The 22,053-nt window shown below is 41.7% G+C and carries 18 protein-coding genes; 13 read left to right on the forward strand and 5 right to left on the reverse strand.

Annotated features, from left to right (window positions below; genetic code table 11):
* Positions 1–389: 389 nt before the first annotated feature.
* On the reverse strand, positions 390–1,646 hold the full coding sequence (locus tag FTU50_RS04570; RefSeq protein ID WP_180046407.1) for an MFS transporter: 1,257 nt from the start codon (positions 1,644–1,646) through the stop codon (positions 390–392).
* 154 nt (positions 1,647–1,800) lie between these two features.
* Here FTU50_RS04570 and FTU50_RS04575 point away from each other — a divergent pair, with 154 nt between their 5' ends.
* The 5 genes from FTU50_RS04575 to putP all read left to right on the forward strand — a co-directional run bounded on the left by FTU50_RS04575 (position 1,801) and on the right by putP (position 6,562).
* Positions 1,801–2,427, forward strand: coding sequence for a 1-acyl-sn-glycerol-3-phosphate acyltransferase (locus FTU50_RS04575; RefSeq protein WP_005176034.1), 627 nt, complete (start codon positions 1,801–1,803; stop codon positions 2,425–2,427).
* Positions 2,428–2,490: 63 nt separating this feature from the next.
* Positions 2,491–3,408, forward strand: a complete 918-nt coding sequence (locus FTU50_RS04580) for a patatin-like phospholipase family protein (RefSeq protein WP_016659878.1) — start codon at positions 2,491–2,493, stop codon at positions 3,406–3,408.
* 110 nt (positions 3,409–3,518) lie between these two features.
* Positions 3,519–3,998, forward strand: coding sequence for an NfeD family protein (locus tag FTU50_RS04585; protein WP_005176030.1), 480 nt, complete (start codon positions 3,519–3,521; stop codon positions 3,996–3,998).
* 10 nt (positions 3,999–4,008) lie between these two features.
* A complete protein-coding gene (locus FTU50_RS04590) occupies positions 4,009–4,863 on the forward strand; it encodes an SPFH domain-containing protein (RefSeq protein ID WP_005176027.1) in 855 nt (284 codons plus the stop codon).
* A 205-nt stretch (positions 4,864–5,068) separates the two neighbouring features.
* Complete coding sequence (gene putP / locus FTU50_RS04595) at positions 5,069–6,562, forward strand: sodium/proline symporter PutP (protein ID WP_075167564.1); 1,494 nt, start codon at positions 5,069–5,071, stop codon at positions 6,560–6,562.
* A gap of 207 nt (positions 6,563–6,769) precedes the next feature.
* Here putP and bfmS read toward each other — a convergent pair whose 3' ends face one another.
* Positions 6,770–8,425: a sensor histidine kinase BfmS gene (gene bfmS, locus FTU50_RS04600; protein ID WP_045795835.1), complete on the reverse strand. Its 1,656-nt coding sequence runs from the start codon at positions 8,423–8,425 to the stop codon at positions 6,770–6,772.
* A 33-nt stretch (positions 8,426–8,458) separates the two neighbouring features.
* Entirely contained in the window at positions 8,459–9,175 is a 717-nt protein-coding gene (gene bfmR, locus FTU50_RS04605) for a response regulator transcription factor BfmR (RefSeq protein WP_005176018.1), read from the reverse strand.
* A 596-nt stretch (positions 9,176–9,771) separates the two neighbouring features.
* On the opposite strand from bfmR, the gene FTU50_RS04610 reads away from it, so the two are divergent.
* From FTU50_RS04610 to FTU50_RS04630, 5 genes are all read left to right on the forward strand, one after another.
* Positions 9,772–12,600 (forward strand): ribonucleoside-diphosphate reductase subunit alpha, encoded by a 2,829-nt coding sequence (locus tag FTU50_RS04610; protein ID WP_180054474.1) that lies wholly within the window; start codon positions 9,772–9,774, stop codon positions 12,598–12,600.
* Positions 12,601–12,733: 133 nt separating this feature from the next.
* Positions 12,734–13,972, forward strand: a complete 1,239-nt coding sequence (locus FTU50_RS04615; RefSeq protein ID WP_180046411.1) for a tyrosine-type recombinase/integrase — start codon at positions 12,734–12,736, stop codon at positions 13,970–13,972.
* Between the two features lie 2 nt (positions 13,973–13,974).
* A complete protein-coding gene (locus tag FTU50_RS04620; RefSeq protein WP_180046413.1) occupies positions 13,975–15,378 on the forward strand; it encodes a tyrosine-type recombinase/integrase in 1,404 nt (467 codons plus the stop codon).
* On the forward strand, positions 15,378–17,426 hold the full coding sequence (locus FTU50_RS04625; protein ID WP_180054475.1) for a hypothetical protein: 2,049 nt from the start codon (positions 15,378–15,380) through the stop codon (positions 17,424–17,426). The genes FTU50_RS04620 and FTU50_RS04625 overlap by 1 nt, the downstream gene beginning before the upstream one ends.
* 41 nt (positions 17,427–17,467) lie before the next feature.
* The gene (locus FTU50_RS04630) at positions 17,468–17,884 is read left to right on the forward strand and encodes a hypothetical protein (protein WP_179990870.1); all 417 of its coding nucleotides are present in this window, start codon (positions 17,468–17,470) and stop codon (positions 17,882–17,884) included.
* 343 nt (positions 17,885–18,227) lie between these two features.
* On the opposite strand, the gene FTU50_RS04635 is transcribed toward FTU50_RS04630, so the two are convergent.
* Both FTU50_RS04635 and FTU50_RS04640 read right to left on the reverse strand, forming a co-directional pair.
* A complete protein-coding gene (locus FTU50_RS04635) occupies positions 18,228–18,422 on the reverse strand; it encodes a DNA-binding protein (protein WP_179996868.1) in 195 nt (64 codons plus the stop codon).
* A 122-nt stretch (positions 18,423–18,544) separates the two neighbouring features.
* On the reverse strand, positions 18,545–19,042 hold the full coding sequence (locus FTU50_RS04640) for a hypothetical protein (protein ID WP_180046417.1): 498 nt from the start codon (positions 19,040–19,042) through the stop codon (positions 18,545–18,547).
* Positions 19,043–19,135: 93 nt separating this feature from the next.
* Here FTU50_RS04640 and FTU50_RS04645 point away from each other — a divergent pair, with 93 nt between their 5' ends.
* The 3 genes from FTU50_RS04645 to FTU50_RS15710 all read left to right on the forward strand — a co-directional run bounded on the left by FTU50_RS04645 (position 19,136) and on the right by FTU50_RS15710 (position 22,039).
* The gene (locus tag FTU50_RS04645; protein ID WP_179996866.1) at positions 19,136–19,342 is read left to right on the forward strand and encodes a helix-turn-helix domain-containing protein; all 207 of its coding nucleotides are present in this window, start codon (positions 19,136–19,138) and stop codon (positions 19,340–19,342) included.
* 100 nt (positions 19,343–19,442) lie between these two features.
* Positions 19,443–20,924, forward strand: coding sequence for a class I SAM-dependent DNA methyltransferase (locus tag FTU50_RS04650; RefSeq protein WP_179990866.1), 1,482 nt, complete (start codon positions 19,443–19,445; stop codon positions 20,922–20,924).
* Positions 20,921–22,039: a restriction endonuclease subunit S gene (locus FTU50_RS15710; protein ID WP_179990865.1), complete on the forward strand. Its 1,119-nt coding sequence runs from the start codon at positions 20,921–20,923 to the stop codon at positions 22,037–22,039. Before FTU50_RS04650 ends, FTU50_RS15710 begins: the two co-directional genes overlap by 4 nt.
* The last annotated feature ends 14 nt before the right edge of the window (positions 22,040–22,053 follow it).

Consider the following 22,053-nt stretch of genomic DNA (forward strand, 5'->3'; position numbering starts at 1 on the left):
TGATCACAGGATTCATCACTAAAAATGGAATATCTAAACCAAACCAGCTGATGAGTATCTTGCTTATTCAAAAGTCAGTCTTTCTGATCAGGAGCATCGATCTATGAGTTGATTGAACAGGAATTCGACAGTCAGCACGTCAGCGCCTGCATCTGTCTTAAATATGTCATAAACAGCCACTACACTGCTTGTCATCGGGATCGCACACCACTCCCTGCCCATATTCAGGGTCAATTCCAAGAAAGTGCCCTCCTCACTGTATAACATCAGCACAGCCACTATTCATTCAGCAAACGGCTGTGGGTCAAGGTGGAAGGCCATTATTTTTAATAAACCAGTTACGACTCCAGCGATTCCCTCCAGGATCGCTTTTTTTCTTTTTTAAGGGTTTATTTGTGCTGAACCGCCTCATCTTTGGGCAGGCTTCTGGCCCAGACCAGAATCGGAAGCAGACACAGCAGCGCAATCCCGCTAATCATCATTAAATAGCGTGCATAACCAAGCTGATCGCCCAGTATGCCGCTGAGGCTATACAGCCCACCACTGACGGTAGCCATCAGCGCCACCTGAAAAGTAAAATCGGTACCGGCCAGCTGTTTGCGGCTATAGTGCATCACCAAAGTGAGCATCACCACCAGCAGCATCGCCGAAATACCATCTTCCAGCGCATTAATCAGATAAATCAGCCACAGCGCTACCGCCTGCTGCTGTTCATACTGATAGGCCAGCCAGCTATAGGCAGTTAAAGCCAGCACTTTCAACACTGAAAACAGCACTAAAGCCTGAGCACGTGACATCACCCGGAGCAATAAGCCGGCCACACCTGCACCCAGTAACGCCGCAAACGCCCCTAGCATGGTCACATAAATACCAATCTGGGAAAAACTTAAGCCCAAATCGACCATTAACGGTTTGAGTAATGGACCAGACAGACCATCGGCAATTTTAAAACTGAGCAGCACCCATAACCACAGTGCCAAGCTGCGGCTCTGGCGAAAATAACCCAGATACTGGCGCACGACCTGCCAGGAAAAAGGCGTGGTCTTCTGCGCTGTTTTGGCTGAATGTTGCGGTTCTCGATACAGTAAAATTGGCAAGGTATTTAAAAATACCAGCAGTGCCAGCATCAGAAACGTGGCCTGCCAGTGCAGCCAGTCCAAAGCCCAGAGCATGGCGCCCCCACCAACAATAAAGCCCAGCCGTGAACCAATCACCTGAAAGGTATTGCCCCAGTGCTGCTGCTGGCCAGTTAAAATATTCACCGCCAGTCCATCGGTGGCGATATCCTGCGTGGCCCCAACCAGATTCATCAGCAACAGCCCGAAAAAAAAGCCAAACAAATACAGCGGTTCATTCAGGGCCTGAATCGGGATAAATGACAGCCCGATTAACACCACGACACTCAGCAACTGAGTCGGAATAATCCAGGAACGGTAATGGCCCTGAGCGCTGCGGCCAAAGCGATCCACCCACGGCGCCCAGAAAATTTTAATCGACCAGGGCAACATTAACAGGCCAAAACCGCCAATATGCGCCAGCGATACCCCTTGCGCCCTTAAGATCACCGGCAAGGCATGGGTCATAAAGCCCACCGGCAGACCTTGCGCCCAATACAGGGAAAACAGCAACAGATAAAGATTCGGCATAGCAGCGGACATTCCTTTTTATTTCAGGCCAAGCGGATGGCTCCAGGCAAAACTGCTCAAACAAAAGCGTATTTTTGCTCTGCTTCCCCATTGAATAAAGTCGCAATATTTTGTAAAACTTGGCTGAGTTTCAGTAGGATAATACATAAAAACAATGACCAAGCAATTTCCTGTTTTACCTGATCAAGTACCTGGCCGCGGCAGCGCCCTGAGTCGAGGCTTTTTTAAATCGCTCTTTTTGGCCCAAGGCTGGCAGCTGAAAGGCGAATTTCCCAACCTTCCCAAAGCGGTGGCAATTATATCCCCGCATACCTCCAATATTGATGCCTGGCATGGCTTCGCTGCTTTGCTCGGACTGGGGCTAAAAGTCACCATTTTTGGCAAACATACCCTGTTTAATACACCGTTAAAACCGCTGCTGGAGTGGATTGGGGTGGTGCCGGTAATTCGCCATGCGCCGCAGGGCCATACCCAGCAGATTATTGAAATTATCCGGCAACGTGAACAGATCTGGGTCGGCATGGCGCCGGAAGGCACGCGCAAACAGGCCGAGCAGATTCGCAGCGGTTTTTATCATATTGCCTATGGCGCACAAATTCCGATTGTGATGTTCTCTTTTGATTATGCGCATAAGACCATTCATATTCTTGGTGTGTTTCATCCGACCGGGCATTATGAACAGGATTTAGACGCGATTTATCAGCATTATGAAGGCAAGTTTTCTGCCAAAAATCCGCACTGGCTGGCCAAGCCGTTACAAAAACGCTGGCCCAAAGACTAGCCAAAACCGTATTTTTTTGCTGAGATGTGCGCATATTTTGTTGAATTAATCTCCTATCGAATCATGAAATTACTGCAATTTTCGACAGCCGGCCTGTTATTGCTGGCACTTTCCGGCTGTGATCGGGCGGTACAAACCCCAGTGACTCCAACGCCTATTCAGGCGCGTGAACCGGTGGTGGCCATTGCCTTAGGGGGTGGCGGTGCCAAAGGTTTTGCCCATATTGGCGTACTGAAAGTTTTAGAATCACACGGCATTAAACCGAAAATTGTAACCGGCACCAGTGCCGGCAGTTTTGTCGGCAGTCTGTATGCCAGTGGTAAATCACCGTATCAGTTACAGCAACTGGCCCTAAACTTTAAAGAATCTGATATTCGCGACTTAACCCTGAACCGTCAGGGCTTTGTGCTGGGCCAGAAACTGCAGGACTATGTCAATCAGCAGGTCGGTAACAAAGCCATCCAGCAGTTCCCGATTCGTTTTGCTGCAGTCGCTACCCGTCTGGACAATGGCCGTAAAGCCGACTTTATTAAAGGCAATGCCGGTCAGGCGGTACGTGCCTCCTGCAGTATTCCAAATGTGTTTGTGCCGGCGACTATTGCTGGCACCAAATATGTCGATGGCGGCCTGGTCAGCCCGATTCCGGTCAAAACTGCCAAAGATATGGGCGCCGATCTGGTCATTGCGGTGGATATTTCCGCGCGTCCAACCGGTAATACGCCCATGAATATGTGGGGCCTGCTCGATCAGACCATCAACATTATGGGCCAGCAGAGTATTCATGAAGAACTGCGCCAGGCCAATGTGGTGATTCAGCCTAAAGTTGGTCATATTGGCACACTGGATTTAAAAGCCAGCAACCAGACCATTTTAGAAGGTGAAAAAGCTGCCCAGCTGAAAATCCGCGCCATTGAAAAAGCCATCAGCGACTTTAAAAAATCTCCAGCCGCTTTGGCGCCACCACCTAAAGCCAAATTTTAACATCGGGGATTTTTTCATATCCAAGTCGGTTGTCATCTGCTACATTGAACAGCATACAGATTGATCTATATCAATGATTCTTTTTACAATCATTCGCGACGAGTCGATGTATGGAATTTGTTCTTGAACCTTGGCACTGGTTTGTTTTAGGCATTTTGCTGATTCTTTCCGAGCTGCTGCTGCCGGCTTTTGCTGCGCTCTGGTTTGGCGTGGGCGCGCTGATGGTGGGCGTTTTATATCTGCTGTTCCCGATGATGGGCACCACCACGCAGCTGGTGATGTGGATCATTTTATCGGTGCTGTGTACCCTGCTCTGGTTTAAATTTATTAAACCGCTGTCGATTGATAAAACCAAAGCCGGCCTGTCACGGGAAGCCACCATCGGCCAGATTGGTATGGTCATCCAGACCAATCTGGAGCATGACGAAGTGAAAGTCCGTTTTCCGATGCCGGTGCTCGGTTCTGATGAATGGAACTGCCGCACTCTAAGTCCGGTGCAGGTCGGTGATCGTGTGCGTGTGGTCGATATTCTTGGCAATGATCTGGTTGTGCAGTTGCATAGCCTGCAGAATGACAACGAAAAACAGTGAGTAATATAAAATGAATGCTGGCTCCATTATTGTTTTAGCCCTGCTGGCCTTTGTGGCCATCACCATTTTTAAAGGGGTGCGTATTGTTCCACAAGGCTATAAATGGATTGTGCAACGTTTGGGTAAATACCACACTACCCTAAGTCCGGGTCTGAACTTCGTAATTCCCTATGTCGATGAAGTGGCCTATAAAGTCACCACCAAAGACATTGTACTGGACATTCCATCTCAGGAAGTCATCAGCCGCGATAACGCCGTTCTGCTCATGAACGCGGTGGCCTACATTAACCTGACCACGCCAGAAAAAGCGGTGTACGGGATTGAAAACTATTCTTGGGCCATTCAGAACCTGGTACAAACCTCGTTGCGTTCTATTGTCGGTGAAATGGATCTGGATGATGCGCTGTCCTCACGTGACCATATTAAGGCACGTTTAAAAGCCTCGATTTCAGATGATATTGCGGACTGGGGTATTACCCTTAAAACCGTTGAAATTCAAGATATTAAACCATCCAACACAATGCAGTCAGCAATGGAAGAACAGGCGGCAGCAGAACGTCAGCGTCGTGCCACCGTAACCAAAGCCGATGGTGAAAAACAGGCAGCCATTCTGGAAGCCGAAGGCCGTCTTGAAGCTTCACGCCGTGATGCCGAAGCACAAGTGGTGCTGGCCGAAGCTTCGCAACGTGCTATTGAAATGGTCACGACAGCAGTCGGCGATAAAGAAATTCCGGTGGCCTATCTGCTTGGTGAACAATATGTGAAAGCCATGCAGGATATGTCGAAGTCGCCAAATGCCAAGACGGTGGTATTACCGGCCGATATTCTGAATACCATTCGTGGGGTCATGGGCCGACAAAACTAAGCACCTTTTTAGCCAAAAATAGACAGCCTGGATGCTGTCTATTTTTATTGCCTGAAAGAAAAATCAGTATTTCATGCAAAATTATGGTTAAATTTCGCCTTCATTTTTTGAATCTTTCAGGACTTGTGAGTATCCATCAAGAATTTGCATGGAACGCATTGAGGCCATAAGTCCTTTACTGTCCAACATACTATATGGATACCGTATGAGCTCCCTAAATCCGACCTTAATCACCTTTCTGTTTTATATTGTCGCCATGATCGCGATTGGTCTGATGGCCTATCGCGCAACCACCAACTTTTCAGACTATATTCTGGGTGGCCGCCGTTTAGGCAGCTTTGTCACGGCCCTGTCTGCTGGCGCATCGGATATGAGTGGCTGGTTATTGATGGGTTTACCGGGAGCAATTTATCTGTCCGGTTTATCTGAGGTGTGGATTGCCATTGGTCTGATTATTGGTGCCTGGCTGAACTGGTTACTGGTTGCGGGCCGCTTACGGGTACATACCGAAGTGCAGCACAATGCCCTGACCTTACCGGATTATTTCTCCAATCGCTTTAATGACCAGAAAAAAGTGCTGCGTATTGTATCCGCCTTTGTGATTCTGATTTTCTTTGCGATTTACTGTGCCTCTGGCATGGTGGCCGGTGCGCGCTTGTTCGAAAGTATGTTTGAAATGTCGTATAGCACGGCCTTATGGATCAGTGCCATTGCCACCATCAGCTATGTTTTTATTGGCGGCTTCTTGGCGGTGTCCTGGACAGACACCATTCAGGCTGGCCTGATGATCTTTGCCTTAATCCTGACGCCTATTGTCACCCTGCTGACCTTTTCTGATTTATCTCAAGTGACGCTGGCACTGGAAGCTGCGCGTCCGCAAGCCATGAATCTGGTCGGTGATTTAAGTATTGTTGCGATTATCTCGTTACTGGCCTGGGGCCTGGGTTATTTCGGTCAGCCGCACATTCTGGTGCGCTTTATGGCGGCAGATTCGGTGAAGTCAATTCCAAATGCACGCCGTATTGGCATGACCTGGATGATCCTGTGTTTAGGTGGTGCGGTGGCGGCCGGTTTCTTTGGTATTGCCTACTTCCAGCAACATCCGGAACTGGCCGGGGTGGTGAATGCCAACCCTGAAACCGTGTTTATGGAGCTGACCAAAATCCTGTTTAACCCGTGGGTGGCTGGTATTGTACTGGCGGCAATTCTGGCTGCGGTGATGAGTACCCTAAGCTGTCAGCTGCTGGTGTGTTCAAGTACTCTGACTGAAGACTTTTATAAATCGTTCCTGCGAAAATCTGCCTCACAAAAAGAGCTGGTCTGGGTTGGCCGTTTAATGGTATTACTGATTGCCCTGCTGGCAATATGGATGGCCGGTAATCCTGAGTCGAAAGTGCTGGGCCTGGTGGCTTATGCATGGGCTGGTTTTGGTGCCGCCTTTGGTCCACTGATTATTTTGTCTTTATTCTGGAAACGCATGACTTTAAATGGCGCACTCGCCGGCATGATCGTGGGTGCGGTGATGGTGATTCTCTGGAAAAATGTCTGGGGCGATACCGGTATCTATGAAATTATTCCGGGCTTTGTCTGCTCGTTCATTGCCATTATTGTGGTGAGCTTGCTGGGCAAAGCGCCAAGCAGCAGCATTACTGAGCGTTTTGATGAAGCAGACCGCTTGTACAAACAACAGACTCAATAATTGCTCCATGCAAAAACAAAATAGCCAGTGACATCACTGGCTATTTTTTTAGCAACTTAATTGATCAATTCAAAGACTGGACAGTAAGAGAGTACGCGGACCATTTTGGATGGTGACAATGGCTGATAACCTCTGCCCCAACCATCCCACCAAAGAACAGCAAACGCCCCTTGCTGCTGTTCTTTAGCTGAATCTTTGAAGCAGCGTTTAAGATTCCAGCCCTTCTTTATTGCCCTGCTTTTTACGCGACTTGCTAAAGCGCTGCGCCGGCCAGGACATAATAAAACGTGCACCGCCCAAAGTGGTGCTCTGATCCACCTCAATCTTGCCGCCAAACCAGTAGGCAATCCGGCTAACAATCGACAGGCCCAGACCATACCCCCCAGAAGCACGGGTCCGGCTGTCATCTAAACGGGCAAAGGCTTCAAATACGCGGCTCCGGTCTTCTTCAGGAATGCCCGGCCCATCATCTTCCACACAGACATAAGCCACGCCTTGTGCAGTCACGCCACCACTGACCAGTACCTTGTGGTCACAATAACGCACCGCATTCCCGACCAAGTTCTGCACCACGCGGTGTAAATAACGGCGCTCGGCATCAACTTCCAGACTGGTCGACATGGTTTGCAGCTGAATGTCCTTACCGGTTTTCAGTGCGTCGGTTTCATTGACCACCTGATCCAATACATCAAACAGCACCACTTTTTCAATTTCTAACGATGGCATGCCCTGCTCCAGTTTGGCATAGGTCATGATCTCGTCAATCAGGGTATTCAGCGCTTCAATGTCTTTATCAATCATGTCCAGCTGCTGAATCCGGTATTCATAATCATCTTCTTCGGCCAGCATTTCCATCCCAAAACGAATCCGCGCCACCGGGGTACGCAGTTCATGCGATACCGCGCGCATCAGTTCGCGCTGGGCTTCAATTAAACGCTGGATATGATCGGACATGCTGTTATAGCTGGAGGCCAGACTGGCCATTTCATCTGAACCGTCAATGGGTAAACGCAGGTTTAAATCGCCGGTTTTCATACGGTTCAAGGCGAAATTTACTTCACGGATTTTGCGCTGCATCGGCAGAATCAGACCATAAATGCCCAGACTCAGAATAAACAGACTCAGCAAGGTAATCCCGGCCGCCAGCTGGAATGGCATCCAGTTAAACAGCGGGACCGGACCAAGTACCAGCACCTCGGATGGTGAATTCGGCATTGGTGAAATAATGGAGATGGTGGTGCCACGTACGCTGGCATTATCCCGATACAGGATAATGCTGTGGTCCAGCCTTAAACGGCCAATTTGCTCGGAGTCGAGCGGTAAATCGGCAATGTTCTGAATGTCGATAGGATAAGAGAACTGATCCTGGATACGGGCCAGATATTCTTTTTCCTGTCCCGGGAAATAGACCAGATAATCCAGAATAAAGATCGGCAATGCCTTCATTTGCCGTTCGGTAATTTCATCGGCCTTGATATACAGATAATGTTCCGGGTCATTTTTCAGGCCCATAATAATATAGGCTGTGGTCGTTTCTGCATCGTAACGTACCGCAGCCTTGCGCTCTTTAATCCGTTTCAGTTCGGCCCGTGACAGCTCGACCTTATCGGCAGCAATATAATAGATGGGCAGTTCCAGCAAATCCGAGGCATCTGAAATCCAGTCCTGCTTTTGCTGCTCATTGGGTTGTCGCGCCACCCCTTCACTAATGATATAAGCCATACCATCGGTCAGGGATTCACGATATTCTTGCGCGCGCTGATAGTTAATGATCTGAACCAGCAGATAGCCAAACACGGCCACCAATGCCACCAGAATCACCAATCCTGCATAAATCCGCAAGAATATGCTGTGTTTGAACACGAAAAACCGTCCTATATCAGATACGCGCGACGATTATATACCATTCGTTTCTTTGACAAATAAGTATCCTTTGCTGCGTACAGTTTTAATACGCTTTGGATTTTCCGGGTCATCGCCAATTTTTGGACGGATGCGCGAAATACGTACGTCAATTGAACGGTCCTGACCGTCATATTCAATCCCGCGCAGGCGCTCGAAAATATCTTCACGCGACAGGATACGGCCAGCATTCGAAGCCAGTAACCAGAGCAGGTCATATTCTGCGCTGGTGAAATCGACCAGTTCACCATTCAAGGTTACTGAGCGGCCACCATTGTCGATGACCAGGTCATCAAATTCGATACGCTGTGCCACTTCATCTTCAGGGGCTTTGTCAGTACGGCGCAGCAAGGCACGAATACGCGCCAGCAGAACACGTGGCTGAACCGGCTTGGCGACATAGTCATCTGCACCCATTTCCAGACCCAGAACCTGGTCCATATCTTCGGTACGTGCAGTGAGCATCAGAATCGGTTGATGATAATGTGGACGAACCTCGCGGCAAATGGTCAAACCGTCTGCACCCGGCAGCATTACATCCAGCACCACTAAATCTGGCTGCTCCGCGATAATACGGCGGATGGCACGGTTCCCATCTGGCTCAACACCCACTTCCAGTCCGTTACGGATCAGGTATTCCTGGGTTAAACGTGCCAGACGCTCATCATCTTCAACAATTAAAATTTTTGGTAACTTTTCTTCTTGGCTCATGAACTGCCCCTTTATTTGATTAAACGTATTCTATCCTTTTAAAATCCGGGAGATACGTCGAAATATATTCTGCAATATACACACGTTTACATTGTAAACAAGATGCTATTCACTAAACTGATACATCAAAGTAGCTTTTTGTTATATTTTTATTAATTATTGAATTCCTTATACTTTTCTCTTTTTAACTGAATTCCATGAATTCAACAACATAAATCTTTTTTAAAATGTACAATTTTTTTGCAGCTTTTGGCCATTGATCAGAATGTGACTGACTGTTCAAAGAGATTTTTAGTTATCCACAAGTTTATCTATAAGCAGATTATGCCGGCTTTGTTATGCTATGCCCGTGTCCGATAAGGCTTATAGCCGAATGGACAAATCGGGGATTTTTTTGCAAAAGATTTTATCCAAAAAACGCCAAAAATTTTAAAGAAAAGTCAATATTGATCTACCCTAAAATTTCCCGTATCTTGTGTTCAATTCAATTTTAAACCACTAAGTCTTGTGTTTATTCCTCAAACACTGTGGCCTATTTTTTGCCCGGTTCAATGGTCTATAAACATAACAATAGATGACAATGGAGCTATGCTGACATGAGCGTAATCACATCCACACCCGGTCAACTTCAGGTGATTAAACGCACCGGTGAAGTGGCCCCTTTCGATGCAGAAAAAATCTCTGTAGCGATTGGTAAAGCTTTCCTGGCGGTTGAAGGTCAGCAAAGCGCCGATTCCAGCCGTATTCATGACCGTATCGAACAACTGACTGAAATGGTTCTGAACACGTTTAAGCGTCGTTTACCATCAGGCGGCACCATTCACATTGAAGAAATTCAGGACCAGGTTGAACTTGCGCTTATGCGTACTGGCGAACAGAAAGTTGCTCGTGCTTATGTCATCTATCGCGAACAACGTTCTGAAGCACGTAAGCAGATGGGTGCCAACCATCATCCGACCTTACAGATCACTGACAGCCAGGGCCAGTTAAAGCCACTGGATTTAAGTGCATTGACAGCAACCGTCACCACTGCAGCTGAAGGTCTTGAAGGCATTGATGTTCAGGCCATTGTCGATGAAACCGTGAAAAACCTGTACAACGGCGTAAAAGAGTCAGACATCTCAACCACCATGATGATGGCGACGCGTACCCGTATTGAACAGGAACCAAACTATACTTACGTTACTGCGCGCCTGCTGTGTAATGACTTAGTGGCAACAGGCCTGGAGTTCCTGGGTCTACCAGTAGAAACCCCTGAAGGCGAAGCTCTGGAAACCTTCCTGAAAAAAGGTATCGAGCTGGAGCTGCTGTCAGAAGACCTGCTGAACTTTGATCTGGCAAAACTGGCCGCTGCCATTCAGCCAGAACGTTCTAACCAGTTTACGTATCTTGGTTTACAGACGTTATTCGACCGTTACTTCATCCATAAAGATGGTATCCGTTTCGAATTGCCGCAATTGTTCTTCATGCGCGTTTCTATGGGTCTGGCGCTGAACGAAGACAACAAAGAAGAACGTGCAATTGAGTTCTATAACTTGTTGTCGAGCTTCGACTACATGGCTTCTACGCCTACCCTGTTTAACTCAGGTACGCTACGTCCGCAGTTATCTAGCTGTTACCTCACCACCATTGGTGATGACCTGTACGATATTTATGGCGCAATGCGTGATAACGCAATGCTGTCTAAATGGGCAGGCGGTTTAGGTAATGACTGGACTCCAGTTCGTGCCCTGAACTCTTACATCAAAGGGACCAACGGTAAATCACAAGGTGTGGTACCGTTCCTGAAAGTCGCGAACGATACTGCGGTTGCGGTGAACCAGGGTGGTAAGCGTAAAGGTGCGGTGTGTGCCTATCTTGAAACCTGGCACTTAGACATTGAAGAATTCCTGGAACTGCGTAAGAACACCGGTGATGACCGTCGTCGTACCCATGACATGAACACAGCCAACTGGGTTCCGGACTTATTCATGCAACGTGTGTTTGAAGATGCTGAATGGACCCTGTTCACGCCATCTGAAACACCAGACCTGCATGATCTGACTGGACAGGCCTTCACTGAGCGCTATACGCATTACGAAGCGGTAGCGAAAGAGCAGAACCTGCTGCATAAGAAAGTACGTGCCAAAGACTTATGGCGCAAAATGCTGTCGATGCTGTTCGAAACCGGCCATCCGTGGATTACATTCAAAGACGTATGTAACCTGCGTTCACCACAACAACATGTGGGCGTGGTGCACTCATCTAACCTGTGTACAGAAATTACCCTGAACACCAGCAAAGATGAAATCGCGGTCTGTAACCTGGGTTCAATTAACCTGGTACAGCACGTTCAAGGTGGCAAGCTGGATCATGAAAAACTGGCACGTACCATCAAAACTGCGGTACGTATGCTCGACAACGTGATTGACATCAACTACTACGCGGTACCACAGGCGAAAAACTCGAACCTGCGTCACCGTCCGGTAGGTATGGGGATCATGGGCTTCCAAGATGCACTGTACGAAATGGGCATCGCCTACGGTTCTGATGCAGCAGTTGATTTTGCTGATGAATCAATGGAAGTGATTTCTTACTACGCAATTCAAACTTCAAGTGATCTGGCGGTTGAACGTGGCACCTATGAAACCTTCAAAGGTTCATTATGGGATCAGGGTATTTTACCAATCGACTCTTTAGAGCTGGTAGCGAAAACCCGTCCTGAGCGCATGTTTGAAGTTGATCGTACCCAACGTCTGGACTGGGACACTTTACGTGCCAAAGTTCAAAAAGACGGTATGCGTAACTCGAACGTGATGGCCATTGCACCAACAGCAACTATTTCTAACATCTGTGGCGTGTCTCAATCGATTGAGCCAACCTTCCAGAACCTGTATGTGAAATCGAACCTGTCTGGTGAGTTCACTGTGATCAACCCTTACCTGGTACGTGCATTGAAAGAACGCGGCCTATGGGATGCGGTAATGGTCAACGACCTGAAACACTTCGAAGGTTCAGTACAAAAGATCTCGCGTATTCCTGAAGAGCTGAAAGCCATCTTCGCGACTGCGTTTGAAGTTGAGCCACGCTGGATTGTGGATGCTGCGTCACGTCGTCAGAAATGGATTGATCAGGCACAGTCACTGAACCTTTACATCTCTGGTGCAAATGGTAAGAAACTGGACATCACCTATAAGATGGCTTGGTTACGTGGTCTGAAAACGACGTATTACCTGCGTGCTTTAGGTGCAACATCGGCTGAGAAATCAACCATTAATACTGGTGCATTGAATGCAGTTAAACCTGCGACAGTTGCAGCACCAGTAGCAGCAGTTGCTCAAGAAGCTAAACCTGAAGCAGCAGCGTCAGAAGAAGGCTTTGAACAAGCAGCACCAGTGCCAATGGCATGTTCAATTGACAATCCTGATTGTGAGGCTTGTCAATGACAGTGATATATATTGAAATGTATATATAATTAAATAATACCCTTTGTAAATCTTAGGCTTAAGCTCTTTACAAAGGGTATATTTTTATATTTAATAAAGTTATGGGAGATGATAATCAGAAAACGTATACTTTATGATAAAAAGAAGCACTAAAGAGTTTGTTGCAAGTGATGAACAACCAATGGTAGTACTCATTGATGAAGATAGAATTCCTTTGTTCTATCCAAATGTTTATGCCATGACTAAGTTTAGAAGTTTAGGACGTGCAGTTAGCACAACGGATAAAGCATTAAGATGTATTGGTGTTGCTCATTTATGGGCATCATTAAATAATATAGTTTTAGAAGATAGCATCTTATATTCAGATTTTTTAACCATAGAACAACTTCAAGATTTAGCTTTTTTTCTTAGACTAAATCGAAAACATCAAGATCGAATGATGGCCCAGAAAAATGAACAACCATCAATAAATTCGAAGAATATTGCAAAAAAAATTGAAAATCTCATCTACATGCCTAAATTAAAACAAGAATCAAAAGCCTCAACTTCAGCAGAAGAAGGCTCATATCGCATAAAGACAATTTTTAATTATCTCAAGTTCCTGCTCCAAAGATCAAAACATCGCCTTAACAAAGATAAATACAATGACATTGAGCAACGTTTAAATTACTTTAATTCACTAGCACCAAGAGTTTCTAATAAAGGTGATCAAGATGCCCCTGAGGGACTTTCATCTAACGAACGAAATATAATCCTAGAGATCATAGATCCAGAACACCCAGATAATCTTTTCAGAAATGAATTCTTAAAACATAGAAATCAGTTGATTTATGAAATTCTACTAAGTACAGGAATGCGAAGAAGTGAGCTGAGATATCTAAAGATAGAAGACTTTAATTATAGTAATCACACCATCACTATTCGAGTTTCTAAAACAGTTGAACGTGACGTTAAGTGCTCCTCCAAGGCCTGTGAATATTTTCATAACTATATTACAAAGCATTTAAATAAAATCCCGTTCAAAAATAGAAAACATGGTTATCTATTTACAACCGAGACAGGTCAACATTTATCAAATGATGCAATCAATCTAATGTTCAGAACATTAAGGAAACATGCCAATATCTATGCGCAGCTCACTCCCCACACAATGAGAAGAACCTGGAATGATGTTTTTAGTGAGATGTTAGATAACATTCCAGAAGATCGGAGACCAGATAAAGAAAAGGAGAAGCAAATTCGAAATAGATTAATGGGGTGGAGTTCAATATCAGAAATGAGTAGTCGGTATGCACGCAGATCAATCAGAGAAAAAGCGGATGAACTTGGCGAACTACTGGCAAATAGTATTAATACTAAATTAGAGCATTAATTATGCAAAACAATCTCATTGAAAAAGAAAATCCAATTACAGAACGAACTGTAATACTACTTGATGGAAGACAAGTAAATACAAAACTATTTTCTAATTATGAACTAGAAAATCATGATAAACTTATAATCAAGTTGAATTTTGGTATATTTTCTAAAAAATCAACAGTTCATCATGCTTTATCAAATATTATTACAGATCTATTATCAACTCACTCAATAAAATATGTTTCAACTATTCTATATGCATTTGAAGATTGGATAAATATTGATATTAATGTTAATCATGAAATATTAGGTTTTTCATCCTTACAATCACTTCAGATGATTAATCCCAGTTATCCTGCTTTTATAACGCCGATACTTAGACGTTTATCAAAATATTATCCCAATTTAATAGATACTGAATTCAAAGATTTTTTAGAAAATACAATTAAATGGGAAGAAAAAAATCCTGCTTATTTTAAACTAATAGTAAATGATCCAGAAAAAGGTGCGTTTACCTTACAAGAGTTAGAAAGCATACATTCAAAATTCAACTTAGCATTCAGTAAAAATACTATCAGCTTAAAAGATTACACACTAGGCTGGTTCATGATCGCAACAGGAGCACGACCAGTCCAACTATCACGCTTAAAATTTGAGGACATACAAGTTATTGATAAAGATGTAATGATTAAAATGCCTCTCGCCAAAGGAGAAGGAATAATCGAGCAAGGTTATTTTCTTAGGAAAGCACCAACAATTTTAGCTGACTGTATAATTAAATATCTAGAGCAGTATTCCTCCTCTGATGAAAATTCAAATTTCTTCAAACTAAATCCAACCGAAATTAGTAATAAAACTACACAGATTTTCGAAGATCTAAACACTTATTCTTCAAGGTTAGAAGGAAAAATCCCTGTAAATGCATATAGATTCAGGTATACGCTTGCAACAAGAGCTTTAGCAAGTGGTGCTTCAGACCAAGAAGTTGCAAGACTGCTGACACACCGTTCTTTAAGTTGCATCCGTTTCTACCGTGCATCCATGCCAGAGCTACAAAAGCCAATACAAGATACCCTAAATGAAGAGATGAGTTTTTTTGCTAACGCATTCAAGGGAAAATTAATCCCCTCTCTAGATGATGCAAAATTTCAGGACTCAGCAATTGCTGATTTTTTCAGATTAGCAGGCAAAACAATCGGTTCATGTGGTACACAAGCTAAATGCTATCAAAATGCTCCTATTGCTTGTTTAACGTGTCCCTATTTTGAGCCATTAATAGATGCACCATGGGAAAAGCTTTTAGATTACTTAGTCGAAGACCAAGCCAAAGAGCAGACCTTAAGAATTAAGGAAATCAATATACAAGCTATCAAGGCTGTTAAAGATATTATTAATCTAGTAGAAGCGGGATATAAATAATGACAACTGTTATAAATTTTAAGTCTGCTCAGGACACAGAGTCTCAAAAAAATTTAGAGTTTTTTATTTCAACAAACAAAAAAAACTTTATATTTCCTAACAATGACTGGAATGATAACATTTGGGATATTACAAGTTTTTTAAAAGATAAAATTCACGATAATAAATCAAAGAAAGTTTATTTCCGCTCTGTCACTGACCACGCAACATCTAAAAATGAAATCAACATTTCCATGTCAGAGCCACTAATTGATTTTGCTAAAGCAGTATTTTGCCAAATTATGCGAGAAAAAAAACTATACGAATACAAACGAATTATTTATGCTATTCAAGCTTTAGAATTTGCCTTAATAGAACAAAATAATCCTGTATGTGTAAGTGAAATAAATAGTGATACTTTAAACTTGGCAGAATCTTATCTACGCTCTAAATATAAAGATCCATGGGTTTTTGCAAAAAATTTAGAATCGATTATTAATAATATTGTTGTAAAAAAACAGATAAATACAAAGATCTATAATTGGTCTACAACAATTACATATACAGCACCTGCAAGGAGTGATCGTACACAGAAAGATCATACTGAAGGCAGTAAATCAAAAATACCTCATTTAGAGGAAATTTTGGCACTCGCTGAAATCCATCATTCAAGTAACCATATCCCAGATAAAATAGTAACCTGCTTTGTCGCTTTAGCAATGTTTGCCCCAAGTCGAGGCTCGGAAATATTATCCCTATCCATAGATTGCATCACAAAGGCTTCTCAAGGTGATATAGAAATTATGGGTTTAAAATGGCGTCCATTGAAAGGTGGAGATCCATTAACCAAATTTGCTGTAAATAAAGAATACGAAGAATTAGCTACTGATGCTGTGAATTACTTAATTGAAATTGGCAAACCTGCTCGCGAAGCTGCGCGATGGTATAAAGACAATCCAAATAAATTATACCTTCCGCCTCATCTTGAACATTTAAGAAATCAGTCAATTACTTTATGGGAGGTTGCCAAAATTCTAGGAAAGGAAAATACCATTAAAGCATGTCATGCTTATAGATATGGATTTTCTAAACCAATAGGACGGACTACTGATAAAAGTAGAATGTTTGTAAAAAGTCCTTGGATAAATCTTTATAGTTTTGATGAAATAGAACACTTTATAATTAGCAAACTACCTCAAACATTCCCGATATTTGATGGCAGATCACAGCAATATTGGCATGAGTCATTATTTGTTTTACCTAAAAATATCTTAAGCCCCACCGCTGATTCACTTCTGAATGTACCTGAATCCATGGATATTGATAGGATTAATAAACAACTAGGAAGCAACCCTGACGGTCGCACAATCTTCAGTAGAAATGATAAGAAATTTCCTAATGAAAAACCGATGTATGTTACATCACACCAATTTAGACACTTGCTTAATACCCTAGCACAAGCAAAAGCACTCTCTCAGGAACTCATTGCATTTTGGTCAGGAAGAAAAAGTGTTAAGCAAAATGATGTTTATAATCATTTATCTCAAGAAGCGATTATTGAAGCTTTTACAGATCTGGAGAATCAGGTTGAGGCGATCAAGCAAACAGGGAGCTTAGAAGAAAAAGCACAAGCTATTGCCAAAATAAACTCTATTAGTTACGAGGAAGCCCTAAAAATAGAATTAGGATCAATTCACATAACTCAGTATGGTATCTGTCGGCATGACTATTCTCTCACCCCCTGTCCTAAAGATAAAGACTGTGGAAATTGCGGTGAATTTTCCGTTATGAAAGGTAATGAGAAACATAGAAGAGAGGCATCTTATCAAATACAAATACTTGAAAAAGCCTTACTTGATGCAAAAGAAGCTGAACAAGATGGGCATACAGGTGCAAGAAGATGGATTGATGTCAATGAACCTAAACTAGAGCGTTGGCAGAAAATTAAAGCATTTTTGGAGGATGATAGTGTGCCAAATAACACTATGTTCACCCTAGCAGATTCATCAGACTATCATCAAACTAAAGTTGGTTTAGCTTTCGCAGTAAGAACGTTAGAGCAAAATTAAAATCCTAATTTTAAAATTATCTCCCAGGATCAAAATATCATATGACTACTGCACCTCGTTTAACTAAAGAAAGAATTGATATTGCTTTAAAGTTACTTGATGGATGGACTGGAAAACTGACCTGGCCCCGATTTTTAGCCATGCTTGAAATAGATCTTGGCCATAAGTATACAAAAGCGGCTTTACTTAGACATCCGAGGTTCAAAGATAGTTGGGATAAAAGAAGATGGACAGAAAATCCTGACAGAGATGGGAATAGCAATTTCAGTAATCAGGGACTACAAGTAGCTTTAGAAAAAATTAAAAAATTAGAAGCAACCATAAACAGATTAGAAAATGACAATAACCTACTCAACGAAAAATTTGTTGTTTGGGCTACAAATGCTGCAAATAAGGGAATCACTCTAGAGGAACTAGATAGACCAATACCAACCAATTCTACGAAAAATTTTCGTTAATAATTAAACTTTAAATTCACTTTTTTGCAGTAAGTCTGAAATCGAACTATAGGCTTTATTGGTTCTTTATTATGATCAAGTAATATTGGTATTTCTGTACGAATACCTGAATCATCATCTACAACTTTTGCAACTACTTTTACACTGCACATATTAATTCACTTAAATGAAAATCAAGTAAAAATTAAAAGCAGAAAGCACCCTAAACATTGATAAAAGCATCAATGTCTTTTAGAATTGATTTGTCTTGCACCTTCAAGTAAAAGACAAATCCATAAAGGCTCATGTTACAGCATGGGTCTTTATACTTTCTGCACTAAAAAAGAATAATTAAAAGTTAAAATTAATTCATATTTTTTTGCTCCTTAATACCCAATTTCACTGCAATTTTATGGCTTTCACCGCGTTTCGGAACTCTATTGTTCTTTAAAATTCGATAAACTAGGTCTGGAGAAAAATGATTATCTCTTGCCCATTCAGCAATGGAAATTCCATTTGCTGAAAACTCTTCTCTAACTTGCTGAATCGATTTGATCATATCGGGTGAATTTTGAATGATGTTGACGAAAAAATAGAATATTTTTCAGGATTAATCAATCACTTTTTTATTGTAAGTTATTGTTTTTATTATATTAATATTATGTATAATGGTTTTTATAATCATCCATTATATATTTTTATAATGTTATTTATTGTTTTAATCTTTACTTCACAAAAATTAATCTGATAATCAATTTCTTCTTTATATTTTTGAATTGAATCACAAAATTCAGGGTAAGAAACTGCCAATTCATTAATAAAATCTACCTGATTTTTTAGAAAGCTTAACTCTTTGTTTATAGTGTTTTTTTGGGTAAATAGTGGGTTGTTTTCATCAATATCAATCAGTTTTTTTCGCAGTTCTTTTAATTTTGGCGTTTCACTATATAAATATAATCTTTTATTACATAGTGATCTTTGTGCTACCAAAAAATCATTTTTCAGTAATACTTGAATTGCTGTGTACATGCGCTCACGTAATCTCTTCATACTTAAAATGCGTGGTCGATCTGATTGTTTAATAATTAACCAAAAGCATTTTGATTCCCAATTTTTAATTTCATTGTTTTTTATTATTTCAACGAAATCTTCGGCTAAGGGAATATTCAATTTCAACATTTTAGACCTCTTTCATAATGAAAATGAGGATTATAAGCCGTGGATGTTTAATCCTCAATTGGTGATATTTCTGTTTTTTGAGAAATTTTTCAAATGTCAGAATTATCTACTGAAATTGGTCGATTATTACGAAAAAAAAGAGCGGAGAGAAAAATTACCCAAGAAGCATTAGCATTACAATGTGGAATTGATCGTAGTTATTTAGGTCGTATTGAACGTGGTGAAGTAAACATCACTGTCTTAAAACTCTATGAGCTTGCTTCTGTACTTCAGATTGATGCTAAAGAGTTATTGCCTTAACTTTTCTCACGCCAAACCATGTCGCATCCCGTTTAATTACAATAGCTTTTTCTATTAATATCTACCACAATATCCTCAAAGAAATTTGAGAGTCATCAGTGTGATTACAGGCGAAATTAAAAGCAAAATTGACCAAATCTGGAATGCATTTTGGAGTGGGGGTATTTCTAACCCACTCGAAGTGATGGAGCAGATGACCTATTTGTTATTCATTCGCCGACTTGATGAAATTCAGATTACAAAAGAGCGCAAAGCCAATCGTCTAAAAATAACAATAGAAAAACCAGTGTTCAAACCAGAGCAAGATCATCTGCGTTGGTCAAAGTTCACTACCTTGGGTGATCCTACTCAGCTTTACAATATTATTGCCAATGAAGTTTTTCCGTTTATTAAAAATCTTGGCAATGAAGATGACACCACATACAGCCATCACATGAAGGATGCCCGTTTCACTATTCCTACACCTGCACTTTTAACGAAAGTGGTCGATCTCTTGGCTGAAGTGCCGATGGATGATAAAGATACTAAGGGTGATATTTACGAGTACATGCTTGGTAAAATTGCATCTGCAGGTCAGAACGGTCAATTCCGTACACCTCGCCATATCATCAAGATGATTGTGGAGTTGATGCAGCCAAAACCAACCGATACCATTTGCGACCCTGCTTGTGGTACAGCAGGCTTCCTCGTTGCTGCAAGTGAATACTTAAATGAACATCACAGCACAGAAATTTTTGCATCACCTGAAGCAGCAAAGCGTTTTAGTGAAGAAACTTTCTTTGGCTATGACTTTGATAGCACCATGCTTCGTATTGGTTCTATGAATATGATGCTGCACGGTGTTGAAAATCCAAGTATTGAAAACCGTGATTCTTTAAGCGAAGCACATTCACATATTGAAAGTCAGTTTAGTTTGATTCTTGCCAATCCTCCATTTGCAGGCAGTTTGGATTATGAAAGCTGTGCTAAAAATATTCAGGCGATTGTTAAAACCAAAAAGACTGAATTGCTATTTTTAGCATTGTTCTTACGTTTGCTGAAAACAGGTGGTCGTGCAGCAATTATTGTGCCTGATGGGGTGTTATTCGGCTCATCTAAAGCACATAAGGATTTGCGTAAAAAGATTGTAGAAGAACAAAAGCTTGAGGCGATTATTTCTATGCCTTCTGGTGTGTTCAAGCCGTATGCAGGTGTTTCTACTGCAATTATGATTTTCACCAAAACTGAATCTGGTGGTACAGATAAAGTCTGGTTCTACGATATGCAGGCAGATGGTTATTCGCTAGATGATAAGCGTAATGAGCTAGATGCCTCTAAACACGAAAATAATAATATTCCTGACATTCTTGCCCGTTTTAAAAATTTGGATGCTGAAGCAGATCGTAAAGCGACTGAGCAAAGTTTTTTGGTGGATAAAGCCGATATTGCTGCCAATGGTTACGACTTGTCGATTAACCGTTATAAAGAAGTGGTGTATGAGCAAGTGGAATATGAAGCACCAAGTAAAATTTTGGCGGATTTAGAAGTACTTGAGCAGGATATTTTAAAAGGAATGGTTACGCTTAAGGAGATGCTTAAGTGACATTACGATTAAAAAAATTTACTGATATTGTTCAAGATAAATCAGGTGGAAATAAAAAGCTTCCCCAAGAACTTTTTTTGCTTGATGGGCAATACCCTGTTGTTGATCAAGGTAAAAAATTTATTGCAGGTTACATAAATGATCAAGAGTACTTGGTAAAAAGTACTGATTTACCTGTAGTAATTTTTGGTGATCATACGAAAGCTATTAAATTTGTAGATTTTCCATTTGCAATGGGAGCAGATGGTGTCAAAGTCTTGAAGCCTAAAGATGACTGTGATCCCAAATATTTATATCATTATTTAAGATATGCCAAAATTCCTGATGCTGGATATAGTAGACATTTTAAATTTCTCAAAGAATTAGAAATCCCACTCCCACCACTTGAAGAACAACGCCGAATTACCTCTATTTTAGATCAAGCGGACGAGTTACGCCAAAAACGTCAGCAAGCGATTGAAAAGTTAGATCAGCTTTTACAAGCCACGTTTATTGATATGTTTGGCGATCCTAATACATACCAAAATCGATTTCCAATTAAATCCTTAAAACAAGTTTGTACTAAAATTACTGATGGTGAGCATGGAACTGTTGAACGTTTAGAATCAGGAAAACTTTATTTAATGGCAAGAAACATCACTAAAAATATGACTTTAGATATAACTGAAGTTTCATACATTAGTGAAGAAGATCACCAACGAATTTATAAAAGATGTTCACCTGAATTTGGCGATCTAATGATTGTATGTGTCGGAGCAACAATAGGTAAACTATGTCTTGTTCCTGATATGGAAGAGTTTTCTCTTGCAAGAAGTGTTGCGCTCTTAAAACCTGATAATAATTCTGTAATTTCGCAATATTTATTACATCTCCTTGCTTCAGATTATATGCAACAAAAGATTTTAAATAGCAGAAATACAGCTGCACAGGCAGGATTATATCTTGGAAAGCTAAGTATCATTGAAGTTCCTGTTCCACCAAAAGAGTTACAGGAAAAATGGTCTAAAATTGCTTTAAGCATTGAAGATCAAAAACAAAAGCTTTATAAACAACTAGATGTACAAAATCAGTTATTTATATCATTACAAAACCAAGCATTTAGCGGAAATTTATAAAATATTTTGAGGGT

The sequence above is a fragment of the Acinetobacter sp. YH12112 genome (genome assembly GCF_013418945.1).
Taxonomy (GTDB): Bacteria; Pseudomonadota; Gammaproteobacteria; order Pseudomonadales; family Moraxellaceae; genus Acinetobacter; species Acinetobacter indicus.